This is a genomic window from Geomonas limicola (assembly GCF_014193675.1).
Classification (GTDB): Bacteria; Desulfobacterota; Desulfuromonadia; order Geobacterales; family Geobacteraceae; genus Geomonas; species Geomonas limicola.
The window spans coordinates 201,519-223,908 of sequence record NZ_BLXZ01000005.1 but is presented as its reverse complement, the minus strand read 5'-3'; the positions used below and the strand labels follow the sequence as shown (position 1 = coordinate 223,908).

The window sequence follows — 22,390 nt, the reverse complement described above, 5'->3', positions numbered from 1 at the left end:
CGCAGGGGGAGAGGGGACCAGCCGGGCGGCTTCCCGAATTTTCGGAGGAACCACAAAGCCAGCCGGCGGGGCCGATCGAACACATCTGCACGGGCTTACGCCCTTATACCGGTTGCGCGCTGCAACAAACGCGAAAGCCGGCAGTTAGCACGGAGGTATTCATGAACAAGTTAAAGGTTGCCCTGGTACAGCAGAGCCTGCGTTCAAGCCGCGAGGAGACCATCGCCGCGACGGTCGCCGCGATCCGCGAGGCCGCAAACCAGGGGGCTCAGCTCGTCGCGCTGCAGGAGCTGCATACTGGCAGCTACTTCTGCCAGACCGAGGACACCGAGTGCTTCGAGATGGCCGAAAGCATCCCCGGTCCCTCCACCGAGCTCTTCGGAGCCCTCGCCCGCGAACTCGGTATCGTGCTGGTGACCTCGCTCTTCGAGCGCCGCGCTCCCGGCCTGTACCACAACACCGCAGTCATCATGGACCGCGACGGCAGCATCGCCGGCAAGTACCGCAAGATGCACATCCCGGACGACCCCGCCTTCTACGAGAAGTTCTACTTCACCCCGGGCGACCTCGGCTTCGAACCGGTGCAGACCTCGCTCGGCAAGCTGGGGGTGCTGGTCTGCTGGGACCAGTGGTACCCCGAGGCCGCGCGCCTGATGGCGCTCGCCGGGGCAGAACTCCTCATCTACCCGACCGCCATCGGTTGGGACCCGCGCGACAGCGACGCGGAAAAACAGCGCCAGCAGGATGCCTGGATCACCATCCAGCGCGCCCACGCGGTCGCCAACGGGATTCCGGTCCTCTCGGTGAACCGGGTCGGTTTCGAGGCGGACCCAAGCGGCGTGGGAGCCGGCATCCAGTTCTGGGGCTCGAGCTTCGTGGCCGGGCCGCAGGGTGAATTCCTGGCGCACGCCGGCCAGGAAGAGGAACTCCTGGTGGTCGAGGTGGACCGCAGGCGCAGCGAGGACGTGCGCCGCATCTGGCCCTTCCTGCGCGACCGCCGCATCGACGCCTACCAGGATCTGGTGCGCCGCTACCGCGACTAAACGGGGATCCCTGTGCCCTCTCCTTTCGCCCCCTCTGCCGCGCTGCTGGCTAGGCTTGCCGGCCTCGAGCCCGCCGAGCGTGTCCTCGTGCAGCTCCTGTCGGTTGCCTACGCGCCGATCTCCAAGAACGTCCTTTTGAACCTCGCCCGGCGCTTCAACCCGAGGCTGCCGGGCGACCTGAAGCTCAACGCCGTGAGCCTTGGGGAACTCTTAGAGGGGCTGAGCCAGGCAAAGCTCGTCGAGGTGTCCCGCGAGGGGGTGCGCTGCAACCGGCAGATCGCGCACCAGGCGACCCTGAGTGCCGTGCGCAGCGGCAGCTTCGAGGGGATGGTCCTCGCGGTGCAGATCGAGGTCCCCATGGTGAGCGAGTGGGGGAGCAGCTACTACCGGGCTCCCCAGCACGCCCTGCGCGACATCAGGATCGGCTTTTACCGCCAGGATCCCAACTTCGTCTTCGAGAAACTGGCCCGTTTCGAGCGCCAGTTTCCCTACGAAGCCCTTACCTGCCACCCCTTCGTCCTGATCTGCAGCTTCCCCTTCGATGCGCAGTGGTTCGCCACCCTCCCCCGCCAGCTCTTCGACCCAGCCCTAGCCGAGATCCTCAACTACGCCCTCACCACCTTTGTACCGGTACGCGAGGCGTTCGAGGTCCTGGAACGGCGTGTGGACCAGGGTGAACTCCCCCAGGCGCTCCACGACCTCTACTGCAGGGAACTCATGCTGCGCGGCCGCCCCGATGAGGCGAGATCCGCGGCCCGGGCCGGCGTCTCCTCGCGCGAGGTTGCCGTCCTGGCCTGGGAGGCGCTGACCCGAAACGCCCTGGACGAGGCCCTGACCGGCTTCGAGCAGGCACTTGCCCTGTTTCGCAAGGAAACCGGCAAGCGCAGGACCTTCTTCAGCGACCTCTCCGGCCCGCTCTACCTGGTCACCCTCATCGCCTCCGGCGACCCCTCCCTCTTGGAGCGCGCCGACGAGTTCTGTTCGTTGGTGCTCGCCAAACGGGACTGGCCCCTCCAGGACCTCTACCGGATGCTCAGCCTGGTGGTCGAGGAGCGCCGCGGTGCGCGGGGAGCCGGTGCCCTCTTGGAAACACTGATCCCGCGGCTTTCCAACTCGCCGCTCGTGGGGCTCTTCGCGGCGCTCACCCTGTCCTGGAGCGGCGCTACGGTGAACGAGGTGCAGGCCACGCTGGTTGCCGATCTCTCGCAGCCGGCGCGCGAGGCAGGGTACCTCTGGCTTGCGGACGAGTTCGAGCTGGCGGCCCGGGCCTGCGGCCACGCCCCGGCTGAGGCGGAAGCGCTGCACCTGCGCTACCGGGAGGCCGGACGCATCCCCCTGATCGAGGCGATCCACCGCACCGAGTTCTGGGAGCACGCGCTGAAGGCGCTCGGCAGCCTGAACCGTCCCGAGGAGGCGCGCGGAGCGGAGCCCACCACCTCGCGCCTGATCTGGCACTTCCAGGACCACGGCCGCTACGTAGAGCTACAGCCGCGCGAGCAGAAGCTTTCCCCCACCGGCAAGTGGAGTGCCGGCAAAAATATCGCGCTGCGCAGGCTCGCCGGAGAGCATCCCGAACTCGATTTCCTGAGCGAGCAGGACCTGCAGGTCTGCCGCTTTATCAAGAAGGAACGCGAATCGGGATACTACGGCCGCGAGGTCTACCGTCTCGACCTGGACCGCGCCCTGCCGCTTTTGACCGGACACCCGCAGGTCTACCTCGATGCCGCGGCCGCGGTACGCCTGGAGCTCGTCGCTGGAGAGCCCGAGCTGCAGCTGCTAAACGAGGGTGACCACCTGGTGATGTCCCTCTCCCCCCCATTCGAGGCCGACCAGCGCATCTACCTGCAGAAGGAGAGCCCAACAAGGATCAAGGTGTTCCAGATCAAGGAGGAACACCGCAAGATCGCGACCATCGTGGGGAACGGCCTCAAGATCCCGGCGCACGCACGCGAGAAGACGCTCGAGGCGATCAAGTCGCTCTCCGGCATCCTCACGGTGCACTCGGACATCGGCTCCAGCGAGGCGGAACTGCTGGTGGGGGATCCCACTCCCTGCTTCCACCTGCTCCCCTACCAGGAGGGGGTGAAACTCGAGCAGCTGGTCCGTCCGTTCGGTGAGGCCGGCCCGTATCTTAAGCCGGGAACCGGTGGCGAGACCATCATGGCCGTTCTCGAGGGGCAGCGGGTGCAGGCGCGCCGCGACCTGCGGCTGGAACTGCGCCGGGGCGCCGAGGCGCTCGCCGCCCTGCCGGTCCTCGCTGAGCGCGAAGAGGAGGACGGCCAGTGGCTGCTGCCCGCACCGGAGAGCGCCCTCGAACTCCTGGTGCAGTTGCAGGCGCTGGGCGAGAGCATCCGGGTCGCCTGGCCCCAGGGGGCGCGCTTCACGGTACGCGAGCAGGTGGGGATCCGGCAGGCCAAGGTGAACATCAGGCAGGCGAAGGACTGGTTCGAGCTGGAGGGGACGCTCACGGTGAACGAGGGGCTCACCCTCGACCTGCAGGAGCTCGTGAAGCTCATGAAGGATTCCAGCGGCCGTTTCGTCGCCGTAGGCGATAACGAGTACCTGGCGCTCTCCGCCGAACTCAGAAAGCGCCTCGAGGAGCTTGCGAACTACGCGGAGCCCCACGGCAAGGGATTCCGTTTCCATCCGCTGGCGGCCGGCATCTTCGAAGATCTCACCCGGGAGGCCGGTGAGTGCAGCACGGACCAGCACTGGAAGGACCAGCTCAAGCGGCTGCGCGGTGTGCAAAGCTTTGAGCCGGTGCTCCCGAGCACGCTGCAGGCTGAGTTGCGCGGCTACCAGGAGGAGGGTTTCCGCTGGCTGAACCGGCTGGCCCACTGGGGGGTCGGAGCCTGCCTGGCCGACGACATGGGGCTCGGCAAGACGGTGCAGACCCTGGCGCAGCTCCTCAGCATGGCGAGCCAGGGTCCGTCCCTGGTGGTGGCGCCGACCTCGGTCTGCCTGAACTGGGAGAGCGAGGCCGCCCGGTTCGCCCCCACCCTCAAGGTGACCATCTTCGGCCCCGGGGATCGTGCCCGGACCTTGCAGCGCCTCAAGCCCTTCGACCTGGTTATCTGCAGTTACGGACTCTTGCAGCAGGAGGCCGAGCTCCTGGCGGCGGTTTCCTGGCAGGGGATCGTGCTCGACGAGGCGCAGGCGATCAAGAACCTCGCTACCAAAAGGAGCCAGGCGGCCATGGGGCTCAGCGGCGCCTTCAAGATGGTGGCTACCGGCACCCCGATCGAAAACCACCTGGGCGAGCTGTGGAACGTGTTCCGCTTCATCAACCCGGGGCTGCTCGGCTCGCTCAAGCAGTTCAACGTGAAGTACGCCGCCCCCATCGAGAAAGGTGAGGAGAAGAAGGCACGGGGGAGGCTCAAAAAGCTGATCCAGCCCTTCATCCTGCGCCGCACCAAGAACCAGGTGCTGGAGGAGCTCCCCTCGCGCACCGAGATCACCATCAAGGTGGAGCAAAGCGCAGAGGAGGCGGCATTCTACGAGGCGCTGCGGCGCAGTGCGCTGGAGAACCTGGCGGGGGTCGGCAAGGTGGAGGGGAAGGCCGAACTCCACATGAAGATACTGGCCGAGATCATGCGGTTGCGCCGGGCCTGCTGCAACCCGCGCCTGGTGCTGCCGGAAAGCCCGGTCCCCAGCAGCAAGCTCGCCGCCTTCACCGAGATCGTGGAGGAACTCAGGGAAAACCGGCACAAGGCGCTGGTGTTCAGCCAGTTCGTCGGGCACCTGGCCATCATCCGGGAGAACCTCGACCGGGCCGGCATTCCCTACCAGTACCTGGACGGCAGTACCCCGGCGCGCCAGCGCAAAGAGCGGGTCGATGCCTTCCAGGCCGGCGAGGGGGAACTCTTCCTGATCAGCTTGAAGGCGGGGGGTGTCGGCCTCAACCTCACCGCAGCCGATTACGTGATCCACATGGACCCCTGGTGGAACCCGGCAGTCGAGGACCAGGCCTCGGACCGGGCGCACCGGATCGGCCAGCAGCGTCCGGTGACCATCTACCGGCTGGTTGCCAAGGGGACCATCGAGGAGAAGATCGTCGGGCTGCACCAGCACAAGCGCGGCCTGGCCGACAGCCTCCTCGAGGAAAGCGATCTGAGCGGCAAGGTGAGTGCCGACGAACTCCTGGAACTTTTGCGCCAGGGATAACAGGCGGCGTTATAAAACCGCGCAACCAGCGGCGGAAACCCCTCAAGAAAATGACCATGCTCCCGAAGAGACAGGTGACTGATCCGTAAGATCGGCGCCCGTCTCTTTTTTTTGTATCGACGGGCCTGGGAGTCGGGCAGATTCCGACACACATGATACACTAGCGGCTGGGCCGCAGTTCCTAACGCACCTTTCGTGACACCGTAGCGTGGGGGCACGTCATAAGGAGACCGAGACCATGGCAGAAATCGAATGGAGTTCCGACCTGAGCGTCGGCATAGAAACGATCGACGAGCAACACCTCAAGCTGATCGAACTGCTGCAGGGGCTGGAAGATGCAGTGCGTATCGGCAAGGATGCCGGACTCATCGAGGACACCATCACCAACCTCTTCAACTACGCCAAGGTTCACTTTGCAACGGAAGAGGATCTGCTGAAAAAGCACAAGTATCCGGAAGAGAAACTGCACCAGATGGAACACAACAAGTTCATCACCAAGGCCTTCGAGTTCAGGGAGAACTTCGATGCGCGCAAGCCGGGGCTGAACATTGAAGTGGTGAATTTCCTCTCCAGTTGGATCCTGAGCCACATCCAGATCACCGACCAGCGCTATACCCGGTACCTGAAGAAGCACGGCCACTCCTGACACCCCTTTCCGCCTCACTCCACCGCCCCACGATGCAGACGCAGATACCTGTTCGTGGGGCGTCGCTGTTTCTCCCCTTGGCACCACCCGGCAACACCACCCCCTCCATTCTCTGAGTGCACGTTTTTAAACTTGTAATCATGCAGCGTCACAGGTAGAACTGGCCATCGGCCGCTTGCCTGTGAGGTGCCTTCAGTTACAATTGTGCGATCCTGCTTCCTTATAGGAAGCCATGGTGATCGATCTTCCTGAAGCAGTACCAGAGGAGAAAGTCCAATGACTGTCACACTCGCCTTTGATGTCTACGGCACACTCATCGATACCCACGGAGTGGTGGTCATGTTGCAGCAGTACCTGGGTGACCGGGCTGCGGAGTTTTCGCGCTGCTGGCGCGACAAACAGCTCGAGTACTCCTTCAGGCGCGCCGTGATGCAGAACTACCAGACCTTTGCGGTCTGCACGAGCCAAGCCCTCGACTACACCCTGACCTGTTACAAGGTGGCACTGAGCCCGCAGCAGAAGCAGGAACTCCTGGAGGCCTACCAGGTGCTCCCCGCCTTCAGCGACGTCGAACAGGGGCTGCGCCTGGCGCAACAGCAGGGCTATAGGCTCTACGCCTTTTCCAACGGCAGCCGCGAGGCGGTGGAAAAACTCCTGACGACTGCCAAAATCCGCGACTTCTTCCTCGACGTGGTCAGCGTGGACGAAATCAAGTCCTTCAAGCCGAACCCCGGCGTCTACTGTCACTTCCTGCGCCGGGCCGGGAGTATCGGCGCCGAGACCTGGCTCATCTCGTCAAACCCCTTCGACGTGCTCGGTGCCGATTCGGCCGGGCTGCGCACCGCCTGGCTGCAACGCTCGCCGGACGCGCTCTTCGACCCGTGGGGGAGCGAACCGACCGTCACCATCACCACGCTCGCCGAGTTGGCCTCCGCCGTGGAGCGCCAGCCGCGGTCGGGGTGACTCCACTTAGATCCTGAACCGCCTTCTTTGGAGGTACTGCTCCGCATGAATCGCACCCCCCTCTTTATCGTGTTGTTCCTGACACTTCTCTGCTACGTCGAGCCCAGCCGTGCCGAGGAGGACTCTCCCGCCCAATCGGCCGGCGAGCTGATGACGGTTCCCGCACCCCGGCCAGTCCCGCGCCCCTGGGAGTTGAACATCGATACCGGCTGGTGGCCCAAAAGCGACAGCAGGGACGCCGGCGGCCAGGTGGGACTCGGCGAGTTTCGCGTCAAACTCGGCCGCTCCATCAAGATTGAGCGCCGGTTCCGGTTCACCCCGGAATTGAGCTACACCCAGGTCGAGGTGAGCGCACCTGCTGCTGCCCGCCTACCGGGGAGCCTGTACAGCACGACGCTGGGGCTGCGCCTCGATCACCAGCTCGACCAGAGCCTCGGCTACTCTGCCTTTATCGCTCCAAGCATCGCCGGCGACTACCGCGCCATCGGCAGCGACGATGTGCGGGTGCGTCTCGGTGTGATCGGGCGGTTTGTCTCGTCGCAGCGCCTCACCCTGCTTGCCGGACTCCTCTACACCCCGGGTTACCACGTCCTTCCGGTGCTGCCGATTATCGGCCTGGTGTACCGCCCCGACGAGCGCTGGACCATCAGCATCGCAGCACCGCGCCCCTCGGTGAGCTACGCCGTAACGCCGGAGCTGAAGCTTAACCTGAACGGGGAATACAACGGAACCGAGTACCAGCTGCACCAGGACAGCCTGGGGGCACGGGTGGTGCGCTACCGCGACTTTCGGTTCACCGGCGGCGCCGAGTGGAACCTGGCCGACCGGCTGACCGGCGAAGTGGCCGCGGGGTACGCCTTCTACCGCAAGTTTCTCTTCTATGAGCAGATTGGCGCAGGGCACCCGGACCTCTCGATCGATAACGGCCCCTTCGCCCGGGCCTCGTTGAACCTGCGCTGGTAATTGATATGAACCGTCACTGGAGGGTCTCACCATGCAGCTCCGCCCGTTTTTGATCTCCCTGCTGATCACACTTCTCGCCGCCTCCGCCGCGACTGGCGAGCCAGTCCCCGTCGTTTCCCAGATACGATCCGTCACCGTCTATGCGGACCAGGCGCAGGTAACCCGGACGGGAACCGTCAACCTGAAGGCCGGTCTCAACCTGGTGAGCATCGACAACCTGCCGCTGTTACTGAACCAGGATTCGCTGCGGGTATCCGGAAAGGGGAGCGCAGGGGCACGTATCGCCGGTCTCACCGTGAAGCCGGTCTTCCTCGAGCAGCTGCAGGAAAAGCACATCCAGGAGCTGGAGGAGCAGATCGAGGGGGGGCAGCACAAGCTTGCCGCGCTCGACGCCCGGCACAAGGGGCTCGCTGCCCAGAAGGCCTTTCTCGAGTCGATCCGGGTCGGCTGGGGCGAGCGGATCTCCAAGGAGCTTGGTCAGGGGAAGCCGACGACCGGAGAACTGGGTGATGCTGCCAAGTTCGTGGGTGAGGGTGTCGGCAAGGTGGAAGAGAGCATCTACGAAACCGAGGCCGCCAAGAGGCCGCTGCAAAGCCGCATCAACGCGCTCAGGCAGGAGCTGGAGCAGGCCAAGGGGAACCGCAGCAAGGAGGTGCGCAGCGTCGAGGTCGCGATCGAAGCGGAACGTCAGATGAGCTTCGATCTCGAGCTGAGCTACCTGGTTGCCGGAGCGCACTGGGTCCCGACCTACGACCTGCGCCTCAATGCCGAGGGGACGGCCGCGGAGCTCACCTACCGGGCCCAGGTCTGGCAGCAGACGGGAGAAGCCTGGCCCAAGGTCCGGCTCGCGCTCTCCAGCGCGCGTCCCGAGGCAGGCGGCGCCCCCCCGGAGCTCTTCCCGTGGCACGTCGGATTCTACCAGCCCCCCATGCCGCTGACCCCGCGCCGGGCTGCCAAGGCAACGGGAGCGTTTGCCCTCGGTGCGGCGCCGGCCCCCGAGGCGCAGGCATTGGATGTTCTTGAGGGCGCCGCTCCCAGCTCGGTTTCGGCACGCCCGGTGGAGGCTGAACTCGCCGAGGGGCAGACCTCGGTCCTTTTCAGCGTACCTCAGCCGGTGGACATTCCCGCCGACGGCAGCCGCACCGGCAGCGTCATCGCCGTCGCCACGCTTCCGGTGAACGCCGAATACCAGAGCGTACCCAAACTCGCACCGCGGGTCTTCCTGAAGTCCGAGGTGACCAACGCCTCGAGCTACCCGCTCTTGGCCGGCGAGGTGAATATCTTCAACGACGCGGTATTCACCGGGAAGAGCTTCCTGAAGACGATTGCCGCCGGGGAGAAGTTCGATCTCTACTTCGGCGCCGACGAGCGGGTGAAGGTGAAGCGCGAGGTCGCCCGGGTCAGCAAGCAGGGAGGCCTTTTGGGCGGCAACCGGATCAGTTACCGGGTCAGCGTCGAGCTGGACAACTTCAAGAAGCAACCGATCCGTCTGTCGCTGGTGGACCAGTTGCCGTTGGCGGGGAGCGAAGAGATCAAGGTAAAGCTGGAGGAGGAAAAGCCCGCGCCGGACGAGCGCAAGCCAGACGGCACCCTGACCTGGAAGCTCAACCTGGCCCCTGGCGAGAAGAAGAAGCTGAGCTACGACATCGTGATCGAGTACCCCAAAGGGCGCACACTCACAGGTGCTGAGTAACGGGAGATTGTTAGACAATGCTGGACGGTGCTGTACACTAACTGGGCCTCCGATGGGGAGCATCAGGAAGGTTGCCGCACACCGTCACAGGGGCTGTAGTAGAGAAAGAAAGGTCGCTTGAGTCAGGGAGGTCGACATGAAAGACACTCTTGCCGCTGGCATTACCCATACCCACACATTCCGCGTCCCGGTTGAGAAGACCGTGCCGCGGCTCTATCCCGAGTCCGCACTGTTCCGGGAGATGCCGGAAGTCTTCGCCACCGGCTACCTGGTCGGGTTCATCGAGTGGGCCTGCATGGAGGCGTTGCAACCGTTTCTCGACGAGGGGGAACGCTCCGTGGGCACCATGATCAACGTGAGTCATTCCGCGGCGACGCCGCCGGGGATGGAGGTCACCGCGCAGGTGCGTTTGGTGGAGGTCACCGGGAAACGAACCTTGTGGGAGATCGAAGTCCACGACGAAAAGGACCTGATCAGCAAGGGGAGCCACGAGCGCTTCACCATCAACAGGGAACAGTTCAAGGAACGCCTGAAAAAGAAACTGGGATAAACGAAATAACCAGACTAACAGGGATGAATGAGATGAATGGGATAAATCAAAATCTTTAAAACAACAGGGATGAAAGGGATAAATGGGATAGATGCAAATCCTTAAACGCAACAGGGATAAAAACGACAGGTGGGATACATCCAAATCTTTAAACTCAACAATAATGAATGGTATTAATGTTGTAGATACAGCGCACGTTGCTGGAATCTGTTGGCTTCATGTTACCTATTGCAATTTAGTACTGTTTTTTTGTATTTTCATCCCTTGCATCCCATTCACCCCTGTTAGTATATGTTTTATCCCTTGTATCCAATTCATCCCTGTTAGTTTAGGTTTTTATCCCGTTTATCCCCTTCATCCCTGTTCGTTATAGTTTTATATATTTCTCCCTGTTCGCGAAGGAGCCTATGAGATCATCTGTTATCGCTGTTCTGGCTGCACTGGTGTTGGTATGCCTGGCCTCTGTTTCCCACGCCGCGCACCTCGATACCTCATTTGTCTTTTCCACCATTGAGACTCCCAACTTCTCGGTCCACTACCACCAGGGCCTGGAACCGGTCGCCAAAAAAGCTGCCCGCATCGCCGAAGAGGTGCGCAATTCGCTCGGCGACCAGTTCGGCTGGCGCCCGGTCGAGAAAACTCAACTGGTGCTGATCGACAACTCCGACTTCACCAACGGACTCACCACCGCCCTCCCCTACAACGCCATCCTGATCCAGGTGGTGCCGCCGGCCCTGGACTCGACGATCGGCGAGTACGACGACTGGCTCAAGGTCCTGATCACCCACGAGTACACCCACATCGTGAACCTGGACCCCTCGCGCGGCTTCTGGCGCACCACCCGCGGCATCTTCGGCAAGCCGATCCCCGGGGCCGATCCCCTTTCCGAGCTGGTCTTCTTCCTCTCGGCTCCTCCCAACATCTTCCTCCCCCGCTGGTGGCACGAAGGTATGGCGACCTGGGCCGAAACGGAGTTCAACGGCCAGGGACGCGGCACCGGCAGCTACTACGACATGGTCTTCCGCATGGCGGTGGCGCAGAACACGCTCCCCCGGGTGGACCAGGTAAACGGCGACGTCCCCTTCTGGCCCTCCGGAAACCTGCGCTACCTGTACGGCTACCGGTTCCAGAAATTTATGGCTGACCGCTACGGCAAGGATGCCCTCGGCGTCCTGAACCTGAGCCACGCCGGCCGCTTCCCCTACTTCATCAACGGTGCGCCGCGCCAGTTCTTCGGCCGGAGCTACGACCAGCTCTACAACGACATGCTGCTCGACCTGCGTGCGGAACAACAGAAAAAGATCGCGACGCTCTCCAGCAAGCCGTTCACCCCCACGATCATCCTCAGCAACCGGGGGGAGCGACTCACCAACCCGAGGTTCTCCCCCGACGGCAGCCGGCTCGCCTACACCCGGCGCGACCCGCATGACCACACCACGGTGGTCATTACCGACCGCAGCGGAACAAACCAGCTCGCCGAGTTCCGGCGCCTCCCCTCGGACGGCTCTCTGAGCTGGTCGCGGGACGGATCCAGGCTCTACTTCACCCAGGCCGAGATCAACCGCGGCTTCGATGTCTACCAGGACCTCTACCGGTACGAGGTAGCCCTGGACCGGGTGACCCGGCTCACCCGCGGCGAGCGGCTCTCGGGGGTGGACGTAAGCCCCGACGGTAGCCGGTTCGTGGCGGTGACAAGCGACCGCGGCAGCCAGAACCTGGTCCTCTTGGAGCGCGACCTGAAACCGCGCCAGCTCACCAGCTACCGCGAGGAGCGCGTCTCCAACCCGCGCTGGTCCCCCGATGGCTCAAGCGTCTGCTATGCCCTGCGCGACAATGCCGGCCACAGCTCGCTGCACCTCTACCGTGTGGCCAGCGGCGAGGACACCACCCTGTTCAGCGCCCCCTTCAGCGTCGACCAGCCGAGCTGGGCTCCCGACGGCTCCTTCATCGCCTACGTCTCAGACGAAACCGGGGTCTTCAACCTCTTCGCCTTCCGGCTCAGCGACCGGAAGAGCTACCAGGTGAGCCATCTCCTGGGCGGTGCGCTCCAGCCGGACCTCGCCCCCGACGGCAAGGCCGCGGTGTTCTCAAGCTACCAGAGTCGCGGCTTCCTGATTGCTGAGCTCGCCCTCGATCCCGCCAGCTTCAGCACCGAGCGCGGCCCTGCCCTGCCGCTTACCCGCAAACGCCCTGTCGACCTGGCCGATCCGGCAACCGCCCCATCGGGGAACCCGCAGGAACCAGCAGCCCCGGCGGCACCCGCGGCAACGCCCCACGCGCCGAGCGCTGCGGCTGCGGCCGCCGCTGCGTCGCTGACTCCCGAGCCGGCCCTTCCGGCGATGAACGGCACGCCCTACCGCGCCTGGCCCACGCTGCTGCCCCATTTCTGGCTCCCCCGGTTGACCGGTGACGGCTCCGATACACCGGTCCTCGGTGTCTTCACCGCGGGTGCCGACGTGCTCGGCTACCAGTCCTATGCCCTGAGCGCCGATTACAGCTTTGGCAGGGATCGTGGCTATTTCGACCTTATCTACCGCAACGACTACTGCTACCCGACCTATTCGCTACTTGCCCACGTGCAGCCGGTCCTCTACGACAACCTGCAGCAGCGCGGCGACTACTGGGAACTCGACCAGGGGTTCACCGCCCAAGTCTCCTACCCGATCAACTTTCTGGAATCGCGCTACCTCTTAACCGGCGGCTACCAGTTCGAGGATCAGAGCGCATTGACCACCCTGAGTCTGTCCGGGAGGTTCAACGGCCTCACCATCTTCCGGGGCAGGCGCACCAACCTGTTCGCCGAGGTAAGCTTCGACAATGCCCTGAGCTACCCCTACTCGATCTCTGCCGAGGAAGGGCGCACCGTCTCGCTCACCTACCGCCGCTTCGCCGAGGCCTTCGGGGGCGATCTCGACTACTCCCAACTCGAGGCACGCTACCAGGAGTTCCTGCGGCTCCCCTTCGGCGGTGACCGGCACCAGGTGCTCTACCTGCGCCTCTCCGGTGGCCTTGCGGACCTGAGCCAGAAGTACGGGCAGCAGGCGTTCCAGATCGGCGGCATCCCCTCCGACCTGAACCCCTACCCGGTGCGCGGCTACCCGTCCCGCTCGCAGACCGGCAAGTTCGTGACCACCGGTACCCTGGAATACCGGGCTCCCCTCTTCTACCCGATGGCCGGACCCGGCACCGGGCCGGTGTTCGCCGAGAAGCTGCACGGTGCGCTCTTCGTGGACGCGGGCGAGGTCTGGGACGACCAGAACCACTTCGACAGCGACCGGCTCAAGGTCGGCATCGGTGCCGAGGCACGCCTCGATGTCACCCTGGGCTACTGGCTCAAGATAACGCCGGCCCTCGGCGTCGCACATGGATTCCGCGCCGGAGGGGAAAACCAAGTATACTTTACGATATACGTCAACCTGTAGGGCGACCCAACTGTCAAAGCCGTCGCCCTCAAACAGAGGAGGATAAGGCTATGAGAGTAATCGTTGTGGGAGCGACCGGAACCATCGGCAAGGCAGTCGTCAAGCTCCTGAGCGCCGAACACGAAGTAGTGAAGGTTGCCTCGAAAAGCGGTGACTTCCGCGCCGACATCACCAACAGGGAATCGCTGCAGAACCTGTTCAAAGAGGTAGGACCGTTCGAGGCGCTGATCTGCGCAGCAGGCGTGGCGCGCTTTGCACCGCTCAACGAACTGAGCGACGCCGACTTCCAGCTCGGTCTCGACAGCAAACTCATGGGCCAGGTGAACCTGGTACGGGTCGCCTTGAACCACATCAAGGACCAAGGCTCCATCACCCTGACCAGCGGCATCCTGAGCCAGCAGCCGATGCCGGGAAGCAGTTCGATCAGCATGATCAACGCCGGCATCGAGGGGTTCGTCCGGGCAGCGGCACTCGAGATGCCGCGCGGCATCCGCATCAACGTGGTGAGCCCACCCTGGGTGAAGGAAACCCTGCTGGCGCTGGGGATGGATACGGCAATCGGTATGCCGTCGGAACGGGTCGCCGAGGCCTATCGCTCCAGCATATCCGGCGCGCGCAGCGGCATCGTCATCAACGCGAGAGACTTCGCCTGATCGGGAGGCAGTTTTCATGCAGGAATCGCAGAGCATTTACGATATGGAAGTCACCACCCTCGAAGGCGAACGCCAGACCCTGGAGCCGTACCGCGGCAAGGTACTGCTCATCGTCAACGTGGCGAGCAAGTGCGGCTTCACACCGCAGTACGCGGGACTGGAGGCGCTCTACCGCAGCTACCACGACCGGGGCCTGGCGGTGCTCGGCTTCCCCTGTGACCAGTTCGGACACCAGGAACCGGGGAACGCCGAGGAGATCCGCTCCTTCTGCTCGCTAACCTACCAGGTAAGCTTCCCGATGTTTGCGAAGGTGGAGGTGAACGGGCCGGAGACCCACCCGCTCTACCGGCTGCTCAAGTCGGCACAGAAAGGTCTTCTGGGAAGCGAAGCTATCAAGTGGAATTTCACCAAGTTCCTGGTGAACCGTACCGGAGAGGTAGTGCAGCGCTACGCCCCGACTACCACACCGGAAAGCATCGCGCAGGATGTTGAGCCCCTGCTCTAGAGTTCAGGTGACCACGCAGGGGCGAACATTATTTTTCTTGCATTGAGTTTATGACTGATCTAATCTCAAACATTAAGACTCGTCTTACATAGTCTTCAGGTTTGTACTCATCGGCAAAAGAGAGACAGCAAAGCCACCAGGGCTTCTCGTCACAGTGCCGCACTGTCCACGGCACAGTGATTTCTCTACAACAGATCAGCGAGGTCATCGCGTAACATGAAACAGATTTGTGCGTGGTGCGGTAAGAAGTTGAGCGAAACCGATAGCTCGGGTAAAGGCATCTCCTATGGCATCTGTCTTCCCTGTGCCAATGCAGTCATCATCAACATACCCAACGATCTCCGGAAATTCCTGGACCAGATTTCCATACCGGTACTGCTGGTGAGTTACGAGGGGATCGTGAAGACGGCAAACGACAAGGCCCTGAACCTGCTCGGCAAGGATGCCACCCAGTTTGCCGGGCACCGGACAGGCGAAGTCTTCGAGTGTGCCTATTCACGGCTACCAGGCGGTTGCGGCAACACCTACCACTGCTCCGGCTGCGTAATCAGGCGCTCCATCCTGGAGACGCACGCGACGGGAACGCCACAGGTCCGGGTGCCTGCCACCCTCAAACAGAACTCGCCGGACCACCCCCAAGAGGTCCGCTTCCTCATCTCTACCGAGAAGTTCAGCGACTACGTACTGTTGAAGATTCATGGAGACGAGCCGATTTCCGGTCCCACGCTCGCCTGCCAGTAAGGCCGTTGCAGTAAGTAGCGCCTCCAGATATTCCGGGGCAGCTCATCAAAAAAAAGACGGCACATCCTGACTGGATGCGTCGTCTTGTCATTTCCGCTTTGTCGGTCGTATTAACTGCGGGAGATCTGCTCCAGGTTGCTGGCGATGATCGAAGCGGTGGCGGCCTGTTCTTCGGAAGCGGTCGCGATCTGGGAGATGACGGTCTCGATCAATTCGATGGAGCCCACGATATTGGTGAGCGCGGTATCGGCCTGGTGCGACAGGCTTTCGCCGATTTCCGCCTCTGCTTTCCCCTTCTCGATCGATTCCACCGCAAGTCCGGTTTCCTTCTGGATTTCGTTCACCATCAGGCGGATCTCCTTGGTGGAGGCGACGGTGCGGTCAGCCAGGCTGCGCACCTCGTCGGCCACGACCGCAAAGCCCCGTCCCTGCTCGCCGGCGCGTGCCGCCTCGATGGCCGCGTTGAGAGCAAGGAGGTTGGTCTGGTCGGCGATGTCGTTGATCACGCTGACAAACTCGCCGATCTTCTCGGACTTGGCCCCGAGGCTTCTGACGATCACCGCCGAACTGCGCACGATCTCCGCCACCTTCTGCATCTCAAGGACCGCCTGGCTCACCACCTGCTGCCCTTCCCGTGCGCTGTTGGCGACGGTGCTTGCCGAATCCGAGGCGTTGGTGGTGTTGTGGGCGACCTCGTTGACGGTGGCGCTCATCTCTTCCATGGCCGTCGCGATCTGGGCCACCTGGGACTCCAGGTACTCCTTGCGCTGCTTCTGCTCCTCCGTCATCGCCTGGATGAGCTTTTCCGCAGTGATGTCGCTCCAGCAGGCCATGTAGCAGATCACCTTGTTCGGGTTGAGCTGGTCCCAGATGGGATATGCAGTGGTGCGCAGGGTAAGTTCCCCAATGGGAATCTCGGCACGGTGCGGCATGTCGTTGCGTGGCGCAGCAAAGATCTTTCTGATGCGGCCCGGATCCTTGTGGAACTGGTGGATTGAATTGCCGGCCGCCTGGGCTACGTCAGCCCCGCGCAACCCGGAGTTGAGCTCCCCGCGGTGCTGGCCGAACAGTTCCTTGGCGCGGCTGTTCATGTAGAAAATCTTGTTCTCGGGCGTGGTATCGCACAGCATCACGATGTTGTCGACGTTGTCGAACATCTGCAGGTACTTTGCAACCTCAGCTTTTTTGTCTTCCAACTCCTGCCAGTTGAACCCTCCGAAAAGTCCCATCGCTTTCTCCTTGATCGGTTTGGATGGTCTCTCAGCTAAAAGAGGCCGCGGTCTCTCAGGAGGCCTGCTCCGGAATCCAGCGTCCCTGATGCAGGATACCTCCTACAAACACTTTTCGGCATCATTAAACGAAACTTGAGCGTTTCCTGCAGGGGTCATCGTGACGCAGATCAAAACTGCTCTGACACAGCAGGACTGACAGTGCATACCCCGTCAGGAAACCAGAAAAGAATCTGCCCGAACCGCCAATTCGCTCCCCGGTGTCGCTCCACTGCGGCTTAGGCGCCGAGCTGCGTCACTGGAGGCCGGATCGGGGCTAAAGAACTGGAAGCTGCTGCGTCCGAGCTGCTTGCTGCGGTACCTCGCGGTATCCGCCTTGAGGAGCTGCTGCTCCTTGGTCTCACCGTCCTCGGGAAACAGGCTGATGCCAATACTGGCACCCAGCGCGCAGACATGCCCCTGCAGGTCGAAGGGTTCGCGGAGAGCCAGGGCGATGCGTTGGGCTATCTTGGCAGCGTCCTGGCGGTCGGCGATCCTGGAAAGGAGCACCAGGAACTTGTCTCCCTCCAGCCGCGCGACCGTATCGGTCTCCCGCAGACACAACCTCAAGCGCACCGCGACCTCCTTGAGGACCAGATCCCCGAAGTAGTGACCGAGCTGCTCGTTCACCTCCCTGAAACGGTCCAGGTCGATGAACAGCAGGGCAAACCTCGCGGCGTCCCGCTTCCCCTGCAGAATGAGCTGGTTCAGACGGTCGAAGAAGAAACTGCGGCTCGGCAGCGCAGTCAACTCGTCGTAGTTCGCCATCCGCTCCAGGCGCTGTTCCGCGGCCTTGCGCTCAGTAATGTCGCGGAAGAGGATCTGGAAGCCGTCCTGGCCGAAGGGGAGCGCCGTAATCTCGACGTCGACCGGTAGCCCGTCCAGGCGGAGAAACTTCTCCTCCATCCAGGGGACCTCGACGTTACGCTCCTCAAGAAGCCTCAACCGTTCCAGGAACACCTGGTGGTAGTGCGGGTGGACAAAGTCGAGGATCTCCCTCCCCACCAGCTCCTGTTCGGACGCTGCACCAAGGATCCTGACTCCGGCGGCGTTCACGAACTCAAAGCACCCGTCTCGATAGAGCGAAATGCCGAATGGTGAGAGATCTACGAGGTTTTGGTAGGGGTCTTCCAGGGAGCGGGAACCCGGCACGAGAACGTTCGGATCCCTGCGCGCATTCTCTTGAAGCATCTGATTCTCCAACTGTGGGACTGCTGCAGGCGGGGTAATGCCGGGCCTTGCTCGATCGTGAAGACCCGCCGTCCATGTATGCTTTTCATCGGCAGATTCTGTCAGAGCTTGAGCGGATCTGGTCGGGAAAAACCTTAGAAAACCTTACAGATGGTCGATTGGGATGGGGTTTGTCTGGGGGGAGGTTGAACGCAGAACGGGGTACTGCGAGGAGACAAGGAGGGTCAGCACGCCCCCTGTTTCAGTCGGGGGCGCAGAATTGGAATCTCGCGACGGCACGTCCTTCAACGAGCACCGTTTCGAGGAACATCTCGAGGGGACGGACCCAGAGCTCCTGGTTTCCGTAGAGCTGGCGGTAGACCACCATCGGTTCTTCAGTCTCGCTGTGGCGAGCGACGCCGATCACCTGGTAAAAATTCCCTTTGTAGTGCCGATACCGGCCGGGTTGTACGAACATGTACTTTGATCCTTATCGTTGTTGGTCTGAGTACTCCCCATCAAGCACCCAATCGGCAAGGCAGACCTCAGCTCACCCCATCCTCTTCGACCAGGTGGCGCGCCAGGCTTTCGATGTGCCGTTCGTCGGTGCCGCAACAGCCGCCCAGCACCTGCATCCCCAGTTCCCGACGCAGCGCGGCGACGGAGCGCCCGAACACCTCCGGATCCTCCTCGATAAGTTCTTCACTGTTGTCGAGTTCTTCCGGAGACAGTGCTGCCGTGTTCGCCAAGAGGCCAACAACCCGCGTACGTACCAGATCCGACGAGTTCCGGGGATCGAGGAGGGCTGGGCGGAAAACGCTTGCATGGGTGCAGTTGACCAGGTAGGCCAGCGGTTTCTGCGGCGAGGCGGCGTCTATCGAGCGGATCGCCTCGGTGAGCGGTGTGCCGTCCAAAAGGGTCCCCGTGGGGCGCGCCACGAAACTCACGATGTAGGGGAGCCCGGTTGCCGCCATTGCCTGCGCCAGTCCGGTCGCCTCGCTCAGCGCCGGCAGTGTCGAGGCGAGCAGGAAATCCACGCCGGATGCCGACAACCGCGCAGCCTGCCAGCCGTGGAAATCGCGTGCATCTGCCGTCGAGAGCGCCTCCTCGGGGCGGTAGGCATCACCGGAGCAGCTCAAGAGCCCGCAGATATAAACGCGAGCTCCGAACGCGCCGTACCCTTTCCTCAACTGGTCCAGAAACCTGAAGTTGTCGCCGTTCACATCCCGGTCAGCCAGGCCGGCCGCGGCGATCCGCTCGCGGGAGGCACGCCAGGTGGGGGTGGAGAGCAAAAGCGGCAGGTCGAAGCGACGTGCGATCTCCAGGTACCCGCCACAGATCGCTGCCAGAGCCTGTCTCCCCGGTTCGAGGTACACGAGGTGGGAGTTCACCAGGTACGGATCGAGCTCGATGGCGGGATCGCGCCTGAGCCGCTCTATCACCGCACCTTCCCCCAGTATGCACTTCCCCTGGTGCAGCATCTCGCTGAAACTCGCTGCCGGCATACAACCTCCGATTCAGAAAGAAATTGTAAGAACGATTGCGCCGAAGTCTCTGAAAACTATTGCTTAATTATTAGAAACTCGCGCCGAAAAGTCCTTCGAAGCAGCAAGTTCAGTCACGGAGGCACCTATGTCTGCCATTGCATGGAACAATTCGTTCGCTTTAGGCTTACCCGAAATCGACGAGCATCACCGGCACCTCTTGGACCTGTTCGCCAAGACCTACCAGCTCTTCCTGGAAAAGAGAGACAAGGCGGAACTGGAAGAGGTTATCGACGAACTGATCAACTATGCGACCTACCATTTCGCCGTGGAAGAACGGCTGATGGCAGAGTACCGCTACCCGCAACGCTCGGAGCACCAGCGCCTCCATGCGTCCTTCATCGACAGGATCACCACGCAGCAGATAGATTTCTACTCGGGGAGAACCACCCTCGCCCTCGAGTTGGTGGTCATGCTGCGCGACTGGATCGTCAGCCACATCCTCCAAGCAGACCGCGCCTTCGCGGATCAGATCCAGGTGAGGGAAGACGCCCCTGCAGCAGAGGACGGTTCCCCGAAAACCGCCGGCGTGGTCCTCACCCTGTAACACAGACGGACCAACCTTGAACCACGTGTAGGGGCGAATAATCATTCGCCGGCGCGTAACCTGCCGTCACCGCCTAACACCCTGCTCCGGCCTCCGGCCGCCTCTCCCGTCCGGGAGAGGTGGGATATTTATCCCAACCTCAGCGTCCCAGCCTTCTTAAAGCGCGGTGTGCTCGGTCCTTTCGATGATCTCGTTTTGCAGCGCGGTGCTCAGGTCGCAGAAGTAGTCGCTGTACCCGGCGACCCTGACGATCAGGTCGCGGTGTTCGCTGGGGCGCTCCTGCGCCCTGCGCAGCGTCTGGACGTTGACCACGTTGAACTGCACGTGGTGCCCGTCCATCTTGAAGTAGCTGCGCACCAATCCCGCCAACGCATCGATCCCCCCCTCCCCTGCCAGCATCCCCGGCGAGAACTTCAGGTTGAGAAGCGTACCGCCACTGCGGATGTGGTCCATCTTCCCTGCGGAGCGGATCACCGCCGTCGGCCCGTTGCGGTCGGCCCCCTGCACCGGCGAAATCCCTTCGGAGAGCGGCGTGCCGCTTAAGCGCCCGTCCGAGGTGGCGCCGGTCACCGAGCCGAAGTAGACGTGGCAGGTGGTCGGCAGCATCTCGATGCGGTAGACCCCCTCCTTGGTGTTGGGCTTGCCGTCCACCTCGTTGAAGAAGGCGTCGAAAACGCGGCGCATGATGTCGTCGGCGTAGTCGTCGTCGTTACCGTACTTGTGGGTCTTGTGCAAAAGACGCTGGCGCAGCGGCTCGTCGCTGGCAAAGTTGCGGTCCAGTACCGCGGCCAACTCGGAGAGGGAGAACTGCCCCTCGTCGTAGACCAGCTGGGCGATTGCCGACAGTGCATCGGTGATGCTGCCGATCCCGACCCCCTGGATGAAGCTGTTGTTGTAGCGCGCGCCGCCGGCGTTGTAGTCGATGCCGCGGCTGATGCAGTCGTCGGTGAGTACCGACAGAAACGGCGCCGGCATAAGCCGCGTGTAGATCATCTCGATGAGCCGGTTCCCGCGGATCTTGATGCCGATAAAGTGCGCAAGCTGCTGCCGGAAGGCCTCGAAGAGCTGGTCGAAGCTGGTGAAGCTGGCGGGATCCCCGGTGTGCGGCCCCAGCTGCTCGCCGCTTGCCGGATCGAGACCGTCGTGCAGGGCCAATTCCAGAAGCTTCACCAGGTTGAAGTAGCCGGTGAGGATGTAGGCCTCTTTTCCGAAGGCACCGACCTCGACGCAGCCGCTGCAGCCGCCGGCGCGGGCGTCCACCAGGGTTTTTCCCTGGCGCAGCTGTTCCTCGACGACACTGTCGGCGTTGAAGATGGAGGGGAAACCGTACCCCTTGCGCACCACCCTCAGGGTATGTTTCAGGAAGGCGTCGGGCGACTTGCGGGAGAGCTGGATGTTGCTCGAGGGCTGCAACAGGTGCATCTCGTCGATGATATCCAACAACAGGTGCGAGACCTCGTTACTGCCGTCGGAGCCGTCGGGTAAGAGGCCACCCAGGTTGATGTTGGCAAAATCGGTGTAGGTGCCGCTCTCGGCGGCAGTAACGCCTACCTTGGGCGGCGATGGATGGTTGTTGAACTTGACGAAGAAGCACTCCAAAAGCTCGCGAGCCCCCTCGCGGGAAAGCGTCCCCTCGGCAAGCCCGCGCTCGAAGAACGAGATGAGGTGCTGGTCCAGGTGCCCCGGGCTGAAGGCGTCCCAGCCGTTCAACTCGGTGATCACGGCGAGGTGGCAGAACCAGTAGGACTGCAGCGCCTCCCAGAAATCGGTCGGGGCATGGGCCGGCACCCAGCGGCAGTTAGCGGCTATCTTCATAAGCTCCCGCTTGCGCACCGGATCGCTCGTGGCCGCCGCGGTACTCTCGGCGAGCTTCGCGTGACGCTCGGCAAAGAGGACCACCGCATCGCAGGAGATGTCCATCGCCTTCAACTCTTCGGCCTTGTCGTAGGCCAGCGGATCGTTCTCGAAATCGAGGTCGGCCAGGCTGCGGGCGATGTCCTTTTTGAAATCGAGCATCCCCTTCTGGTAGATCTTGTCGTCCAAAACGGTATGCCCCGGAGCGCGCTGTTCCATGAACTCGGTGAAGATACCGAGCCGATAGGCCTGGTGCCACTCCGCCGGGAGCGCTTCGAAGATCTTCTCCCTGAGCGAGCGGCCGCTCCAGTACGGGATGACGGTATCGGCGTAGGCGGCCAGGCAGGCGTCGTCCACGCGGTAGCTCGTCTTGGGGCGCGAGTTGAGGATCTTCAGGTCTTCCACCGAGTGGCAGGTAAGTTCGGGATAGGTAGGCACCAGCTTGGGAGCGGGCCCGCGCTCTCCGACGATGAGCTCCCCCTCTCCCAGGTAGATGGTCTTTTTCTCGCAGAGGTAGTAAAACGACTTGGCCCTGAGGACCGGAACCGACCAGCGTCCCTCGTTTTCCCGGTAGAATTCCGTCAGCAGGATTGCGCGCTCGGCAGAGATCGCCGGTTCCGCGGCCAGGCTTTCCTCGCGCAGTCGACTGGTTCTTCCTGTCATC

17 protein-coding genes are annotated in these 22,390 nt (G+C 62.6%); 12 read left to right on the top strand and 5 right to left on the bottom strand.

Annotated features, from left to right (window positions below):
* The first annotated feature begins 161 nt into the window (after positions 1-161).
* The 11 genes from H7688_RS13675 to H7688_RS13625 all read left to right on the top strand — a co-directional run bounded on the left by H7688_RS13675 (position 162) and on the right by H7688_RS13625 (position 15,343).
* Complete coding sequence (locus H7688_RS13675) at positions 162-1,043, top strand: carbon-nitrogen hydrolase (protein WP_183361716.1); 882 nt, start codon at positions 162-164, stop codon at positions 1,041-1,043.
* Positions 1,044-1,055: 12 nt separating this feature from the next.
* Positions 1,056-5,207 (top strand): DEAD/DEAH box helicase, encoded by a 4,152-nt coding sequence (locus H7688_RS13670; RefSeq protein ID WP_183361715.1) that lies wholly within the window; start codon positions 1,056-1,058, stop codon positions 5,205-5,207.
* A 238-nt stretch (positions 5,208-5,445) separates the two neighbouring features.
* Positions 5,446-5,853, top strand: coding sequence for a bacteriohemerythrin (locus tag H7688_RS13665; protein ID WP_183361714.1), 408 nt, complete (start codon positions 5,446-5,448; stop codon positions 5,851-5,853).
* 276 nt (positions 5,854-6,129) lie between these two features.
* A complete protein-coding gene (locus H7688_RS13660; protein ID WP_183361713.1) occupies positions 6,130-6,816 on the top strand; it encodes a haloacid dehalogenase type II in 687 nt (228 codons plus the stop codon).
* 45 nt (positions 6,817-6,861) lie between these two features.
* Complete coding sequence (locus H7688_RS13655) at positions 6,862-7,779, top strand: DUF6268 family outer membrane beta-barrel protein (RefSeq protein WP_183361712.1); 918 nt, start codon at positions 6,862-6,864, stop codon at positions 7,777-7,779.
* 31 nt (positions 7,780-7,810) lie between these two features.
* On the top strand, positions 7,811-9,472 hold the full coding sequence (locus H7688_RS13650) for a mucoidy inhibitor MuiA family protein (RefSeq protein WP_183361711.1): 1,662 nt from the start codon (positions 7,811-7,813) through the stop codon (positions 9,470-9,472).
* Positions 9,473-9,608: 136 nt separating this feature from the next.
* Complete coding sequence (locus H7688_RS13645) at positions 9,609-10,022, top strand: thioesterase family protein (protein WP_183361710.1); 414 nt, start codon at positions 9,609-9,611, stop codon at positions 10,020-10,022.
* A gap of 407 nt (positions 10,023-10,429) precedes the next feature.
* The gene (locus tag H7688_RS13640; RefSeq protein ID WP_183361709.1) at positions 10,430-13,444 is read left to right on the top strand and encodes a BamA/TamA family outer membrane protein; all 3,015 of its coding nucleotides are present in this window, start codon (positions 10,430-10,432) and stop codon (positions 13,442-13,444) included.
* Positions 13,445-13,494: 50 nt separating this feature from the next.
* Positions 13,495-14,097 (top strand): short chain dehydrogenase, encoded by a 603-nt coding sequence (locus tag H7688_RS13635; protein WP_183361708.1) that lies wholly within the window; start codon positions 13,495-13,497, stop codon positions 14,095-14,097.
* A gap of 16 nt (positions 14,098-14,113) precedes the next feature.
* Positions 14,114-14,602 carry a glutathione peroxidase gene (locus H7688_RS13630; protein ID WP_183361707.1) on the top strand — a complete coding sequence of 163 codons (489 nt, stop codon included), beginning with the start codon at positions 14,114-14,116 and terminating at the stop codon, positions 14,600-14,602.
* Between the two features lie 249 nt (positions 14,603-14,851).
* Positions 14,852-15,343 carry a PAS domain-containing protein gene (locus tag H7688_RS13625; RefSeq protein WP_183361706.1) on the top strand — a complete coding sequence of 164 codons (492 nt, stop codon included), beginning with the start codon at positions 14,852-14,854 and terminating at the stop codon, positions 15,341-15,343.
* 110 nt (positions 15,344-15,453) lie between these two features.
* Here the strand turns inward: H7688_RS13625 and H7688_RS13620 are convergent, their stop codons facing one another.
* From H7688_RS13620 to H7688_RS13605, 4 genes are all read right to left on the bottom strand, one after another.
* A complete protein-coding gene (locus H7688_RS13620) occupies positions 15,454-16,572 on the bottom strand; it encodes a methyl-accepting chemotaxis protein (RefSeq protein ID WP_183361705.1) in 1,119 nt (372 codons plus the stop codon).
* A 213-nt stretch (positions 16,573-16,785) separates the two neighbouring features.
* Positions 16,786-17,802, bottom strand: a complete 1,017-nt coding sequence (locus H7688_RS13615) for a diguanylate cyclase domain-containing protein (RefSeq protein ID WP_183361704.1) — start codon at positions 17,800-17,802, stop codon at positions 16,786-16,788.
* Between the two features lie 241 nt (positions 17,803-18,043).
* On the bottom strand, positions 18,044-18,259 hold the full coding sequence (locus H7688_RS13610; protein ID WP_183361703.1) for a DUF1653 domain-containing protein: 216 nt from the start codon (positions 18,257-18,259) through the stop codon (positions 18,044-18,046).
* A gap of 67 nt (positions 18,260-18,326) precedes the next feature.
* Positions 18,327-19,286: a homocysteine S-methyltransferase family protein gene (locus tag H7688_RS13605; protein ID WP_183361702.1), complete on the bottom strand. Its 960-nt coding sequence runs from the start codon at positions 19,284-19,286 to the stop codon at positions 18,327-18,329.
* A gap of 127 nt (positions 19,287-19,413) precedes the next feature.
* Between H7688_RS13605 and H7688_RS13600 the strand changes: the two genes are divergently transcribed.
* Positions 19,414-19,872, top strand: a complete 459-nt coding sequence (locus tag H7688_RS13600; protein ID WP_183361701.1) for a bacteriohemerythrin — start codon at positions 19,414-19,416, stop codon at positions 19,870-19,872.
* A gap of 156 nt (positions 19,873-20,028) precedes the next feature.
* On the opposite strand, the gene hypD is transcribed toward H7688_RS13600, so the two are convergent.
* A complete protein-coding gene (hypD, locus tag H7688_RS13595; RefSeq protein ID WP_183361700.1) occupies positions 20,029-22,389 on the bottom strand; it encodes a trans-4-hydroxy-L-proline dehydratase in 2,361 nt (786 codons plus the stop codon).
* Position 22,390 lies beyond the last annotated feature (1 nt).